The following is a 14,097-nucleotide window of genomic DNA, read 5'->3' on the forward strand; positions in this document are numbered from 1 at the left end:
TGATGAAATGAAAGGGTACTTATGTTTACAAGACGGAACATCATTTGAAGGGAAGGTTTCACAGCACTTTGATCGAAGCGTCCAAGGGGAGGTGGTCTTCTTCACCGGCATGACGGGATACCAGGAAGTTCTCACCGATCCTTCTTATAAAGGTCAAATTGTCGTATTTACGTATCCATTGATAGGAAATTACGGGATTAACGAGGAGGATGGAGAAAGCCAAGAGATTCAAGTAAGTGGTGTGGTCATGTTCCAATGTGCGGAAACTCCATCACATTTTCAGACAAAGAAGTCATTAGGAACTTATCTGGACGAACAAAATATTCCATACATGACAGAAGTAGATACGAGAGAAGTGACCAAGGCCATTCGCGTAGAAGGAACCCAGCAAGCCGCCCTTTCTCTCGAGACAGATTATCTATTCAAGCCGACAAAGACCCATCAGATTCAGCAGGTAAGTGGTGAAACAATTGATACTTATGGAGAAGCAGGGATGCATGTGGCGCTCATCGACTTCGGTTGGAAGAAATCGATTTTGAATGCTCTTCTTGGAAGAGGTGTCCGCGTCTCAGTTCTTCCTTTCTCCAAAATCGGAATGCTGGATACGCTTCAACCAGACGCTATTGTACTATCGAATGGACCAGGGGATCCAAAGGATACTGTCGACTTTTTACCGCATTTGAAAAAAGCTTTGGAGAAATTTCCGGCTTTTGGAATTTGTATGGGACATCAGGTCATTGCTCTTGCTTTTGGAGGGGATACGACGAAGCTGACATTCGGTCATCGCGGCGCGAACCATCCAGTCAAAGACGTGGTATCAGGAAAAGTGTTTCTATCCTCACAGAATCATAACTATGTGGTCAAAGAAGACAGCCTGAATGGGACGCCGCTCGTAACAAGGTTTTATAACGTTAATGACGGTTCCATCGAAGGATTGATGCATGATAAGAAGCTAATTATGTCCGCACAATTCCATCCGGAAGCCCACCCCGGGCCGAAAGATGCGGAATGGTTGTTTGATCACTTTCTTACACTTGTAAAGAACAAAGGAGTGAAGACACATGTCTCGTAAAATATTAGTCATTGGTTCAGGTCCCATCATGATCGGGCAGGCGGCCGAGTTTGATTATTCCGGAACACAGGGATGTCTTGCGCTGAAAGAAGAAGGGTGTGAAGTTATCCTCGTGAACAATAATCCAGCCACCATCATGACAGACCATGACGTGGCAGATGTCGTTTATTGTGAACCCTTGACGGTTGAAAGCTTAACGAAAATTATTGATCTAGAAAAACCGGATGCGCTCCTTGCTGGATTGGGGGGGCAGACAGCGCTTAATCTAGCCGTTGAACTGGAAAGGGAAGGCGTTTTGCAGGACTATGACCTCGAGTTGTTAGGAACCAGTGTCCATTCCATTCAAAAAGGGGAGGACAGAGAATTGTTCCGCGGGTTGATGCATGAATTATCCCAACCCGTTCCCGAGAGTGAAGTAATTACGACGATCGAGCAGGCGGAAGCTTTTGCAGAAGAGGTCGGTTACCCAATTATCAGTCGTCCAGCTTATACGCTTGGAGGACGTGGTGGTGGAATCGTTCACAGACCGGAAGACCTGGAAGAGTTGATTGCGACGGGGCTCAAAGCGAGTCCGATCCACCAAGTCATCGTCGAGAAAAGTATCGCAGGTTTCAAGGAAGTTGAGTATGAAATCATGCGGGATCACAATGGGACGTGTATTTCAGTTTGTAATATGGAAAACTTCGACCCAGTGGGCGTTCATACGGGCGACTCCATTGTTGTCGCTCCCTCCCAGACATTGTCGGATAACGATTACCAAATGCTCCGAACCGCGGCGTTCAAGATTGTTTCTGAACTCGATGTGATCGGTGGTTGCAATGTTCAATTCGCGCTTGATACAGAAAGTCGTCAATACTATGTGATTGAGATTAATCCGCGTGTTAGTCGTTCATCAGCCCTGGCTTCGAAAGCCACGGGGTATCCAATTGCAAAAATGGCGACCAAGGTGGCTTTAGGGTACACGCTTGACCAGCTTGAAAATCCACTTACCGGCAATACGTTCGCAAGCTTTGAGCCGGCTCTTGACTATGTCGTCGTTAAATTCCCGCGCTGGCCGTTCGATAAGTTTTCAGAGGCCGATCGTAAGCTGGGGACGAAGATGCGGGCGACAGGGGAAGTCATGGCCATCGACCGGACATTGGAAGGGGCATTTCAAAAGGCCGTTCAATCCCTGGATACGAACATCCCCATCATTCAGAACCCATGGGATCACTTGGAGAAACCAACAGACTTGCGCTACTTCGCTATTCTTCACCTCCTAAGACAAGGAGAAAGTTTGGAGACGATACACGAAAATACGAAGATTGATCGCTTCTTTTTACAGGTGCTGAAAAACCTTGTCGATTTAGAAAAGTGCCTGCAGCAGGAGACATTAGATGAAGGACTTCTGAGAAAAGTGAAAGTTTGTGGTTTTTCAGATAAGGAGATTGCTCACCTTGTTGGGATATCTGAAAAAGAAGTGCAAAAAAAGAGAGAAGCTTTCGGGATTCTTCGTCAATTCAAGCTCGTCGATACATGTGCAGCGGAATTTGAAGCAGCTACGAACTATGTATACAGCACATTTGCAGGTGTAAATGAAATTCCCCCACTTTCTGGGAAGAAAAAAGCATTGATTCTCGGATCCGGACCGATTCGAATCGGGCAGGGAGTTGAATTTGATTATAGTGCTGTGAAAGCCATTCAAAGTCTGCAAACGCAAGGGTGGACGACAATTATGGTGAACAACAATCCGGAAACCGTCAGTACGGATTATGAAACAGCGGATCGCCTTTACTTTGAACCGATTCAAAAAGAAATCATAACATCCATCGTTGATCACGAAGACATTGACCTTGTATTCACATCATTTGGCGGGCAGACAGCCATCAATTTAGCTGCGGAGCTAGAGGCGGAAGGGGTGCCGCTTGCTGGAGTTGAGACAGACGTTTTAGATGCGCTCGAGGATAGAGATAAATTCTATGCGGCTTTAAATGATTTGAACATCCCATATGTGTCAGGAACCACTTGTCATACAAAAAATGAAGCTCTAAAAGCGGCAGAACATTACACTTTTCCGATACTTTGCCGCCCGTCCTATGTCATCGGCGGTCAGGGGATGGTCATAGTCAAAGATATGAGCGAATTGAAACAGTCGCTTCAAGAAGCGGATGATCGCCATTACCCGATTGTTCTAGACACCTTTATGCAAGGAAAGGAAGTAGAGGTGGACCTCGTGGCGGACGGTGAAAACCTCTATCTTCCTGAGGTCATTGAACACCTGGAGCCGGGAGGTGTGCATTCCGGAGACAGTATGGCCCTTTTTCCATCTAAGCTTGGTGATGAAGTCAAGAAGACCATTGAGTCCTACAGCCATAAAATCGTACGCCATTTTAATTACAAAGGAATCATGAACATCCAGTTTTTACTGAGTGGAGAAAACGTGTATGTGCTGGAAGTGAATCCGAGAGCGAGTCGGACGGTCCCGATTGTAAGCAAGGTGGCAGACGTTCCCCTTGTTGATTTAGCTGTACGTGTATTGGCATCCGGTGAAGTCGATTTGATGTCCATTCCAACACCGGTGTTTGAGCAAACAGCCGTGAAATATCCTGTCTTTTCTTCCTATGCCTTGACTGAAGTCGACCATAAGCTTGGTCCGAATATGAAATCAACGGGTGAGGGGATGTGCCTTGGAAAGACCACAGAAGAAGCACTGCGAAAAGTGTTCTCCCATTTACCGAATGCGCTAGAAGTAAGAGATTCCTGCTTTGTCGAAGGGGATTCTACTTTTTCATTCAAGGACTTTGACGAGTGGCTCAAGGTTGAGGAAGCATCCATTTATCTCAATGATGGATCAAGTTCACAGGATAGCGAACGCAGAATACAGGCTGTGAAAAATGGAATGACAGTTTTCAGTGAGAAAGCAACGTTCGATGCCTATCTTCAATCATTGGCTTGTAAAGATTTTGACCCTGCCCCTCTGCCGGGTAATAAACGTGAAGGAGTGCGATCGTAATGAATTTGATGGAACAAATGTACACAACAGATGGTTCAATGCATGGGAAAAACGTTCTGACTTGGCTTGATTATAATCAAGCCGAGGTTTCCCAATTGTTAGCGCAGGCTCAACACTTAAAAGAAAACCCATATTCCCAATCTTTAAAAGGGAAGAACCTGGCGATGATTTTTGAAAAATCTTCGACACGGACACGTGTTTCGTTTGAAGTCGGAATGGTTCAAATGGGCGGTCATGCCCTTTATTTAAACACAAGAGACATTCAGATCGGCCGCGGTGAAACGATTGCTGATACGGCTCGTGTGCTCTCTGGATACATTGACGCCATCATGTTCAGAACGACCTCCCATGGAAGATTGAAAGAGCTTGCTGAACACGCCTCTGTACCTGTCATTAACGGCTTATGTGATATCTATCACCCGTGTCAGGCTTTAGCTGATATCTTCACCATTTTAGAACTGAAAGGTCGTCTGTGCGGAGTGAAGGTTGTTTACATCGGTGACGGAAACAATGTCGCTCATTCACTCATGATTTTAGCGGCTATGATGGGGATGGAAATGGTCGTCTCAGCCCCGGACGGATATCAGCCTGATCCTTTGATTACCGAGAAATCACAAACGCTGGCAAAGAGGTATGGCGGATCCGTTGTACTGGAAAAAAACCCAGAAAAGGCCGTGAAGCAAGCGGACGTCATTTACACAGATGTGTGGACAAGTATGGGACAGGAAGAGGAGAGTGAAAAACGCTTGTTGGATTTCAAAGACTATCAAGTAAATGAAGCATTAATCAACAAAGCTAAATCGGATGTCTCATTCTTGCATTGCCTTCCTGCCCATCGAGGGGAAGAAGTAACAGCAAGCGTCATTGACGGGAGCCAGTCGGCAGTCTTTCAGCAGGCTGAAAATCGGATGCATGTCCAAAAGGCCATATTACAAGCGGTCGTCGGATGGAAGTGAATTTATGAGCATAATTCAGACCGAACCAACAATAGGATATAGGAATAGGACCTCATAAATAAAATCATGGAAAAAGAAGGTCGAAAGGCTACGAATTTCATCGAACACACAAATTTTACAAGGAAATCTAGGATCGATGTGGAAGTAGTTAGGGAGAATATTCAAAACCAAAAGGAGTGGCCATGCAATGAGTAAGCAAATGACAACCGCTGTGGAACCCCAGGTTGTTCGTAGGTCCAATATCAAGGTCGTGGGTGTCTCTTGTCAAACCATGATGGATGAGCGGGAATATAAAATTCCGCGATTGATGGAGCAGTTCCATACGACCAATTTGCCTAAAGTAAGAAACAGAGTCAACGCGCCACGGTCTATCGGAATGTTCGTCGATCCGCCAAATTGGAATGAGATGACCGATGCCTTTTATTGGATTGCTGCTGTAGAGGTCGATAGCTTCGAGAAAATTCCGCCAAACATGATTACAAAGACGATCCCTGCTCATACGTATGCCATGCTTGAATATGATCCTTCCGTTCATGATTTTGATCCTTACGCTTATTTGCATAAGTGGATGAAGGATGAAGGTTATCAACAGGTCGAAGGATTCGGCTTTGAGGAATACAAACCTTATACAGGTGCTGAAACCAGTTACCGCTTATTCCTACCAATTAAATAGTGAAAAGGAAAGCAAGGATGCACTTCAGAGTGTATCCTTGCTTTTTAGTGTCTTCAAATATGAGTTTTTTTCTTTTTGTTGCCAGGCGGCGACGAATCGGCTCGGCTGAATGTACTGGACGTTCTGCTCATAACTTCCCAATCATCCATTACTTTTGATTACGCCTATCTTCCAATCGAATCAGTTGATTGGAAATAAGAATTAAAAGAGCAATCACAGGTATGGCAAAAGCCCCTGTTCCTACTAAAGGAAATAGCCCCCAAACTAACATTGAACTGAGAAACACCGTTGACCAAAGGTAAATCGTATAGTCTTTCATTGTGGAACCCTCCGACAAACGTATCATAATTTTTGGCATGGAAGAAGGTGTGGATGAAATAAAAAGCACTCCCTGACAATTAAGGGAGTGCTTCCTTCTATCTATGCGACATCTGCATTACTGTTTTTTTCGGTTGTTTTTGATTTGCGGCCGAATAAAAAAGGGAGGGCTAGGAGAAGAATGATCACTGCGAAAATGGCAATGTTGGAATCAATGAGATTAATCATATTTCCTAAAATGACTCCGATCACACTAAAGTCAGCATCTCCAAACGTTGTTCCTTGGAATCCTAAAGATCCTAGTACCGGTAGTAATAGAGCCGGCAGGAAGCTGATCATGACACCGTTGGCCATTGAACCGATTACCGCTCCTCTTCGACCGCCAGTAGCATTACCGAAGACTCCGGCAGCGGCACCAGTGAAGAAGTGTGGAACCAATCCTGGAACGATGACTTTCAAACCTAGTAAAGGTAAGAATAACATGCTTACAAGGCCCGCAATGAAGCTGGATAGAAATCCGATGATGACAGCGTTCCCTGCGAAAGGGAAGATGGCTGGAGCATCAAGAGCGGGTTTAGCGTTAGGGACGACTTTATCCGCAATACCTTTGAAAGCAGGAACGATTTCACCAAGGAGCATACGCACACCGGCTAAAATAATATAGACCCCGGCTGCGAATGTAAGTCCTTGCATGAATGCGAAGACTAGAAAGTTCTGTCCTGCGCTCAATTCGCCTTCAACAAAAGCGGGACCCGCTGCACCTGCAACAACGAAGAACAGAATGATCATGGTTAAAGATACAGAAACTGATGTGTCTCTTAGGAAACCTAGTGACTTTGGCACTTTGATTTCTTCCGTTGATTTTGATCCTTTTCCGACGCGCTTTCCTACAAAAGAAGCGACAAGATAGCCGATCGACCCGAAGTGCCCGATGGCAAAATCATCAGAACCCGTAACTTTTCGTGTGAAAGGCTGAAGCATGGCAGGGAAAAGGACCATCAATGCTCCAAGGATAATAGACCCTAGGATAATCAGGGTGATGCCTGAAAAACCACCAGTGGATAAAATGACAGAAATCAGGCAGGCCATGAACATCGTATGGTGGCCGGTCAGAAAGATATATTTAAAAGGGCTGATTCTTGCAAGAATAATATTGACGACCATTCCGAATAACATGATCATCGCCGTTTCTGTCCCGAAGCTTTCATGGGCAAGGGCAACAATCGCTTCATTGTTTGGGATGACTCCGTCTACAGCAAAGGCTTCATTGAACATACTGCTGAATTGTCCCAGGGACTGTACGAGAACATTCGCACCAGCCCCGAGGATGACAAAGCCCATGACCGTCTTAAGCGTTCCGGAGACAACATCCCCTGTATTTTTGCGCTGTACCAGGAGTCCAATCAGGGCAAATAAACCGACAAGGATCGCAGGTGTACCTAAGATGTCTTTCATTATTAAATCAATCATGGGAGACGCTCCTTTGTAGTTTAATAGGGTTATGGGACTTTATAGATTCTGCGCTTCCAATGCTTCACGAAGCTCGTTCTTATCCATAAGGTTTCTTAATTTCACGACATTTTTTTGTCCGTCTTCCAGACTTTCTACGATATCTTCAGAACCTAAAAAGACATCCGCTTGTTCCGTTTTGGCTGTTGTTAAATCGGTGTGAGAAACTTCTGCTTCTTTCCCCATTTCGTTCAACGCTGCTTTAATATTCATCTCCACAATCATACTGCTTCCTAAACCGTTTCCACATACAACTAATACTTTTTTCATGACAAATTCCTCCTCTATGAATTTAAACTTCTACCGTTTGGTTGATTAGATCTATGACCTGATCTGGGTGATCGGCCTCTATTAAACGCTCTACCTGGCTGTCATCAGACAGCAGTTCTGTAAGCTGCGCTAATGCTTTTAAATGGGTTTGATTATCAATGGCTGCCAGTACGATGACAAGCTGTGCCCTGTGCTTATCTTTGTCAGAAAAGTAAACCGGGTCTTTTAGTCTTAATAAACTCATCCCCAATTGTTCAACGCCTGCTTCCGGACGTGCGTGGGGAATAGCGATTCATGGCGCAATGACAATATAAGGACCTAGTTCATTCACGTTATCGATCATCGCCTGGACGTATTCCGGACGGATGTACTGCTGATCAAGCAATGGCTTGGAGGCCACTTGAATCGCTTCTTCCCAATTGGAGATTTGGTCTCTGAACTGTATCGTTTGTGCTGTCAATAATTCATTGAGCATGGGCTTTTTCAGCTCCTTTGTCTGCGGGGTATTTTTTTCTAAAAGGTAAGACAATTCTTTTTTTAGTTCGTCCTTTCGATGAACCGTCGCATGGCGTTCGATGACATCCATCAAGTCGTCCGCCGTATCGTTCTCTGTCGAACTTGAACCGAAAAGTTCATTCATCCGCTGAATGACTCGTTCTTTCTCAACATTGGTTAATATTGCGGGAACATGGACCACAGGGATGTCTTTCGTTTTTATGAACTTTGTTGAAAAAATGACATCCGCCTGATGAGTGTTTCTTTGATACTCTCTCATGGATAAGGTATCGGTAATGTTCAATCCGGCAATTAAATTTTCAAGTTGAGTTCGTAACATATTGGATGTACCGATGCCGTTTTCGCAAACGATGATGGCTGTATGCTTTGTCTCCACCTGCTTCTTTTCTTTTGTCAGCCACCCTCCGAAGTGTAAAGTGATATAGGCAGCTTCCTCATCCGGAATCACCTTCCCGACATACATCTCTAAGTGCTTCATCACCCGTTTTGTCAGATGGAAGATATCAGGGTATGTCTCTTGGATGGTGTCTGCCAAATCATTGGCGATTTTTACGCCGTATTTCAATCGGTAATAGGTGGGCTTGATGTGAGAAATCAGGTTTTCTGCAAGCCCTTCCTTATCATCGAACACCACGCAGGAATACAGTTGGAAATCGTGGATCATCTGGTAAACGACTTCTTTCAACCCGGATAATTCCCGTTCGGAATATCGGCTGAAGTCATCATGTTGAACTTTTGAACCTAATAGATTCATAGTAATGAAACAAACTTCATCCTCAGGAAAATCGATTTCCCACCATCCTTCAAGGGCGTTTGTAATGAGTAAAGCCCCCTGGTGAGCTTTGGTCTGTTTGAGGACTTGCTTTTCTTCTGTTTGTACGGTGATATACTTCTCATCATCAATTCGCTTTTTTATCATCAATAATTGGAAGCAAAGGATTTCTACCATTTCATCTGTAAGTGTCAATCCCAATTCCTTTTCGGCTTCAAAAAGGATCCTTTTCACTTTGCGCCTCTGTTCTGTTTCATGGGACCAAGTGTCGGATTCCGGCTGAATCATCTGATGAACCTTATTTCTGACGTTTTGCCAGTCGGGTTGTGAGAATATGGTAGCGAGAATATTGGAAAGCACCGTTCTCTTTATATCCTCAGGGCCATTCAATCGGTAACCGATGTTTCTTTTGTAATAAAGATCGAGGCCTACATCTGTAAAGTCCTGCCGGATGGTTTTAATCATTTTGGCGATGGTCCCCCGGCTCATGCTGGTCAGGTCCATAAAATGCTGCATCGTTGCTTCGTGTTCTTCCAGTAGGATTTTTGCTTTGATGAGAATCTCGCGTTCCTGCCTGGATAGTTGGTACTGCCAGTCATCAAAGCTCTCCTCCTGATTGTCCTTCAGGTGGGCTTTCGATGAATGAGGTAAAAACAATCCCTTTCCATGCTTGCTTTGAATCGGATCCAGGTTCTGGGCAAGCAGCCAACTATTGATTTGATCAATATCATAGTAGATGGTCCGCTGGGACACTTTCATTTTTTCGACTAGATCCTTTGTGGGAATGGGATTGGTTGTTTGTTGAATCATAGATAGTAAGTGCGCGCGTCTTTTATCCAATACCATGGGGATCCCCCTTGTTCGAACTTATTGGTGCATTTTTGCAAAAATATAAACTTTGGTTTGTTTTGATGATCATCTTGTGAGTTTAGTATAACCGCTTTCACTTGGTTATGTAAGGGGTTTCAGTGTGTGGTTTTTGTATTTGTTATTTTTGCAAAAATGAACAGTGGGGAAATGAGTGTATGGATGGGGGCTTTTTTAGATTGGGCAAGTACCGGAAGGGAAGGGTTCTTAAATTGAAAAAAGTCCTTTTTCGGAAGGACTTTTTTCAATTTCTATTATAAAAAGAAAGACAAACCAAAATAGAGGACAGAAGCGAATCCGGCCGCAATGAGAGCCGGCTTCAGCTTGAATTTTGCATATTTAATCGGATTCAAATTCAAAATTCCAGCTGTCGTATTCGTATCATCACTTAAAGGAGATGCGAAAGCTCCGAATGTTCCACTGGCAAAGACAGCTCCGATGACAATGGGCAGTGAACTTCCGGCTACAGTGGCGATCGATATTCCAACAGGCATAAGAATTCCCCACGTGCCCCAGGAAGACCCGATGAAATAAGATAGCCCGCAGCCGACTACAAATAGGATAACGGCTACAAATCCTGCGGGGATCCAATCAAAGGACTTAGAAATGGTATCTGCAAATTTTAATGCTTCGGATCCGCTGCTTAACCCCCATACCATGGCAAGAAGAACGATGACGCTCATCATTTCGTTTCCTCCATCGACGAGGGTATTCATCATTTTCCTAAGCTTCTCGTTACGAAATTTTAAATAAACGACAAATCCAATTAAGGTAAGGACAACAGCCAGCACCATAGCATCAAGAACGTTGGCATTGATCAGAGCACCAAACCCTGATTTTCCATCTCTGATTCCGACCATATACATAAGAAAGAACGTCAGGACGATGACACTGATCAACGGAACAATTAAATGCCATGGTTGAGCAGGAAGGTTTTTTGTAACCGCTGGGTGGCAGTCTTCCCACTGATCATCATCTTCCTTTTTTTCCTGATCCATGTTTTCTGCATCGGTTGCAGGCTTTTTGTTTTTATGGAAAAAACTCATGTAGAAACCGACAGCCAACATGGAAAAGGCGAAGAAATTGAACGGGATGCTGCTTATATATAAGGAATAAGCGTCTCCTTCCGTGTTCGCTTGCTGCAAGGATAGTTCAATAACTGAAGTCATATATCCAACAAATGCTGTGGCAATTGGAATTAAGACAACGAGGGGAGAGGCTGTCGTTTCAATGACGAAACCAAGCTCTTGTTTTGTCATCGGAATGTTCTTTCTCAATGCCTTCATCACAGGTCCGATCGTAACGATCCGGAAGCTTGGAGCACTGAAGGTTCCTAAAGAAGACAACCAGGTGAGGATAAATGCGCCTTTCTTATGGTCGATTCTCTCTGTTGCTTCTTTGACGAACCCTTTGATCCCGCCTGACATTTTTACAAGTCCGATTAAAGCGGAGAAGGCATATAGAAAAAGGATGATCTTCAAGTTGGCTTCATCTCTCAATCCTTCAATGATGAACCCTAAGGCCGTCATCATTCCGCCCAGCCAGTGCGGGTCGATAATGTAACCAGCCACGACAACAGCGAATAATAGACTGGGAATGACTTGTTTGGTCCATATAGCCGCAATGATGACCACAATAAAAGGAATGACAGAAATCCAACCCATAAACATATCCCTCGCTTTTCTAGAGTGCTTCCTTTAGCTTGTGTGTGTTTTGCCAGGATATTCTTGTGTCGTAAAAAAGGAGTCGGAGCGTGGAAAGCGAATATAGGGGGTAGAGCTTTTTACAGAGGAGGATACCTATGGCTTTTATGAATCAATCTGTGATCATTGGAAAATCTGTAGAAGAAGTTTTTTCGATGGCGACGGATTTCAACAACAGCCCTAAAATTATGGATACAGTCATCGATGTACAACTATTGAGTGAAGGACCTGTCAAAGAAGGATACAGGTTCCCCAGGAAACTCGAGAAATCAGAGGGAGAAAAGCTCGTTCTATCATTGAGGTCACCGACTTTGATCCCAATCGTAAATACTCTGTCCGCAGTCATCAGCATGGATTGGATTTACGGTATCATTATGAGTTCGTACAAACTTCGGAAGGAACAAGGGTAGACTTCCAAGGGGAGCTTTACACGGAAGGCTTACGAAACAAATTGATGAAACCGCTCATCAAGCAGATTATCAAAAAAGAAGATCAAGACCATCTTCAGCATTTGAAGAAGTTTATCGAATCTTCTTCTTATGGTGGTATAATAAGAATAAGCTATGGATCATGTATGAAAGGCCTCTCCATTATCCAATATGGAAAGAGGTCTATTTTTTATATACAAAACTCCCTCTTCAACTAAATGATTGTAGAAGACTCGATCACAAGAAGTTTCGGGGTTCGTTGCTTTGTTGAGCGTCAGGGGTGGCTGGGAAGCAACTCGCTTTCCTGTGGGGGAGAGCCGATCTTCCTCGGGCTACCGCCCTGCGGGATCTCGCCTATCTCCTTTCTCCCACGGGAGTCTCGCAGCTTCCCAGCCACCCCATTCCAAGAAGGTGAGAAACGAACCCCTCTACTGTGGAAGGGTGCCTTCCACTATCCTGGTGTTATAAGCGTAAAGCGCTCTATAGCAAGATTTTCACATTCAAAGTAGCGCCCTTAGGAGTTCATTCTCCTCCAATTACCAAGTGGATAAAAAGCCGATTATTCCGAAAGTGGTTTCGAAATATTGATATGGCAAAGGGGCGGAGGGGAATGGCGAGACTCCTGCGGGAAAAAAGTGTATGGTGAGACCCCACAGGACGCAGTCCGAGGAGGCTCACCGCACTCCCGCGGAAAGCGAGCTATTCCCCGCAGCCCCCACCCACTCAACAAAAGTCTCGAAACTGAGTCTTCCACAATCAGGAGCTTTAGTTGAAGGGCGGGGTGGGTAATAGAAGGGTATAGTAGGAATTTAAAGATATATGGAAAGGAAAGATTATAGATGACAGAGATCAATCAATCGTGGTTTGAGGAATTATCCCCATCTACGAAAGAGGCTTGGCAGGTTTCAGGATATGAGAGCTTAACGAAAGTTCAGGAACAGGCCATTCCTTTCATTTTACAAGGAACAGATGTGGTAGCTGAAGCTCCTACGGGCAGTGGGAAAACTCTGGCTTATTTACTCCCACTCATTGAAAAAGTAGATCCCGGACAGAAGCATACACAAGTGTTGATTATGGCTTCTTCTCATGAATTAGTTATGCAGATTCATCAGGAAGTCCAGACTTGGACGAAAGGAAGCGGCATCACCAGCATGACGATGATTGGTGGAGCGAATATCAAGAGGCAGATGGACAAGCTGAAGAAAAAGCCGCACATCGTAGTCGGTACACCAGGTCGTGTGTATGAATTGATACAGAAGAAAAAACTGAAGGCGCATGAAATCAAAGCCGTCATTATGGACGAAGCAGATCAACTACTTGTTCCAGAACACATCCATACAGTGGAAGATGTGTTGAAAAGTACGATGCGTGATACGCAAACGTTGCTGTTTTCCGCAACATTGCCTGATGAGGTCATTGAAATAGCTCAAACTTTCATGGATGAAGAGGCAGAAGTGATCCGGGTTACAGAAGAACTAAAAAAACCGGATGTGACTCATACCTATATTGTTTGTGAAGACAGAGATAAAATCGAGACACTGAGAAAACTGGCGCGTATGGAAGCATTCAAAGGTCTTGCGTTCATGCAGGATATTGCCAAGTTGAACGTCATGGCAGAGAAGCTTACGTACAAACACCTGGATATTGGTTTGTTGCACAGTGATGCCAAAAAAGAACAACGGGCGAAGGCGATTAAGGAATTCCGAAAAGGGGAATATCCATTACTACTTGCAACAGATGTGGCTGCAAGAGGGCTGGATATTATAGAAATCAACCATATCATTAACCTTGATGTTCCTAAAGATGTGACTTCCTATATTCACCGTGCAGGCCGGACCGGTCGAATTGGTTCTCAAGAAGGAACGGTGGTTTCCCTAGTGAACCCTGTCGAAGAGAAACGTTTGAAGAAGTTTGCGCGTGATTTGGAGCTGCCCCTCCATAAAGCAGAGATTTACAAAGGGAAATTAAGATTAAGATTCTCCCAACGTTAAATATTGCCGTTTGCCTTCGGAGCGATGCCA

General features: G+C 44.4%; 11 protein-coding genes and 1 pseudogene. 7 read left to right on the plus strand and 5 right to left on the minus strand.

Features of this window, described 5'->3' with window-relative positions:
- Positions 1–7 precede the first annotated feature (7 nt).
- The 4 genes from LC065_RS06010 (at position 8) to LC065_RS06025 (ending at position 5,693) form a co-directional block, all read left to right on the plus strand.
- Positions 8–1,072, plus strand: a complete 1,065-nt coding sequence (locus tag LC065_RS06010; protein WP_226593101.1) for a carbamoyl phosphate synthase small subunit — start codon at positions 8–10, stop codon at positions 1,070–1,072.
- Positions 1,062–4,064 carry a carbamoyl-phosphate synthase (glutamine-hydrolyzing) large subunit gene (locus LC065_RS06015; protein ID WP_226593099.1) on the plus strand — a complete coding sequence of 1,001 codons (3,003 nt, stop codon included), beginning with the start codon at positions 1,062–1,064 and terminating at the stop codon, positions 4,062–4,064. Before LC065_RS06010 ends, LC065_RS06015 begins: the two co-directional genes overlap by 11 nt.
- Positions 4,064–5,020 carry an ornithine carbamoyltransferase gene (gene argF / locus LC065_RS06020; RefSeq protein WP_226593097.1) on the plus strand — a complete coding sequence of 319 codons (957 nt, stop codon included), beginning with the start codon at positions 4,064–4,066 and terminating at the stop codon, positions 5,018–5,020. Before LC065_RS06015 ends, argF begins: the two co-directional genes overlap by 1 nt.
- A 187-nt stretch (positions 5,021–5,207) precedes the next feature.
- The gene (locus tag LC065_RS06025; protein WP_226593094.1) at positions 5,208–5,693 is read left to right on the plus strand and encodes a GyrI-like domain-containing protein; all 486 of its coding nucleotides are present in this window, start codon (positions 5,208–5,210) and stop codon (positions 5,691–5,693) included.
- Positions 5,694–5,841: 148 nt separating this feature from the next.
- Here the strand turns inward: LC065_RS06025 and LC065_RS06030 are convergent, their stop codons facing one another.
- From LC065_RS06030 to LC065_RS06050, 5 genes and pseudogenes are all read right to left on the minus strand, one after another.
- Positions 5,842–6,012: a hypothetical protein gene (locus LC065_RS06030; protein WP_226593092.1), complete on the minus strand. Its 171-nt coding sequence runs from the start codon at positions 6,010–6,012 to the stop codon at positions 5,842–5,844.
- A 101-nt stretch (positions 6,013–6,113) separates the two neighbouring features.
- Entirely contained in the window at positions 6,114–7,481 is a 1,368-nt protein-coding gene (locus LC065_RS06035) for a PTS ascorbate transporter subunit IIC (protein WP_306163810.1), read from the minus strand.
- A gap of 39 nt (positions 7,482–7,520) precedes the next feature.
- The gene (locus tag LC065_RS06040; RefSeq protein ID WP_226593088.1) at positions 7,521–7,790 is read right to left on the minus strand and encodes a PTS sugar transporter subunit IIB; all 270 of its coding nucleotides are present in this window, start codon (positions 7,788–7,790) and stop codon (positions 7,521–7,523) included.
- 22 nt (positions 7,791–7,812) lie between these two features.
- Positions 7,813–9,924, minus strand: a pseudogene (locus LC065_RS06045) (BglG family transcription antiterminator).
- A gap of 275 nt (positions 9,925–10,199) precedes the next feature.
- Positions 10,200–11,609, minus strand: coding sequence for a Na+/H+ antiporter NhaC family protein (locus LC065_RS06050; protein WP_371933407.1), 1,410 nt, complete (start codon positions 11,607–11,609; stop codon positions 10,200–10,202).
- Positions 11,610–11,746: 137 nt separating this feature from the next.
- On the opposite strand from LC065_RS06050, the gene LC065_RS06055 reads away from it, so the two are divergent.
- The 3 genes from LC065_RS06055 (at position 11,747) to LC065_RS06060 (ending at position 14,067) form a co-directional block, all read left to right on the plus strand.
- Complete coding sequence (locus LC065_RS06055; protein ID WP_306163811.1) at positions 11,747–12,058, plus strand: SRPBCC family protein; 312 nt, start codon at positions 11,747–11,749, stop codon at positions 12,056–12,058.
- Entirely contained in the window at positions 11,944–12,294 is a 351-nt protein-coding gene (locus tag LC065_RS20395) for an SRPBCC family protein (protein WP_371933446.1), read from the plus strand. The genes LC065_RS06055 and LC065_RS20395 overlap by 115 nt, the downstream gene beginning before the upstream one ends.
- A gap of 621 nt (positions 12,295–12,915) precedes the next feature.
- Complete coding sequence (locus LC065_RS06060) at positions 12,916–14,067, plus strand: DEAD/DEAH box helicase (RefSeq protein ID WP_226593080.1); 1,152 nt, start codon at positions 12,916–12,918, stop codon at positions 14,065–14,067.
- Positions 14,068–14,097: the final 30 nt, after the last annotated feature.

It is taken from the genome of Halobacillus litoralis, from assembly GCF_020524085.2.
Classification (GTDB): Bacteria; Bacillota; Bacilli; order Bacillales; family Halobacillaceae; genus Halobacillus; species Halobacillus litoralis_E.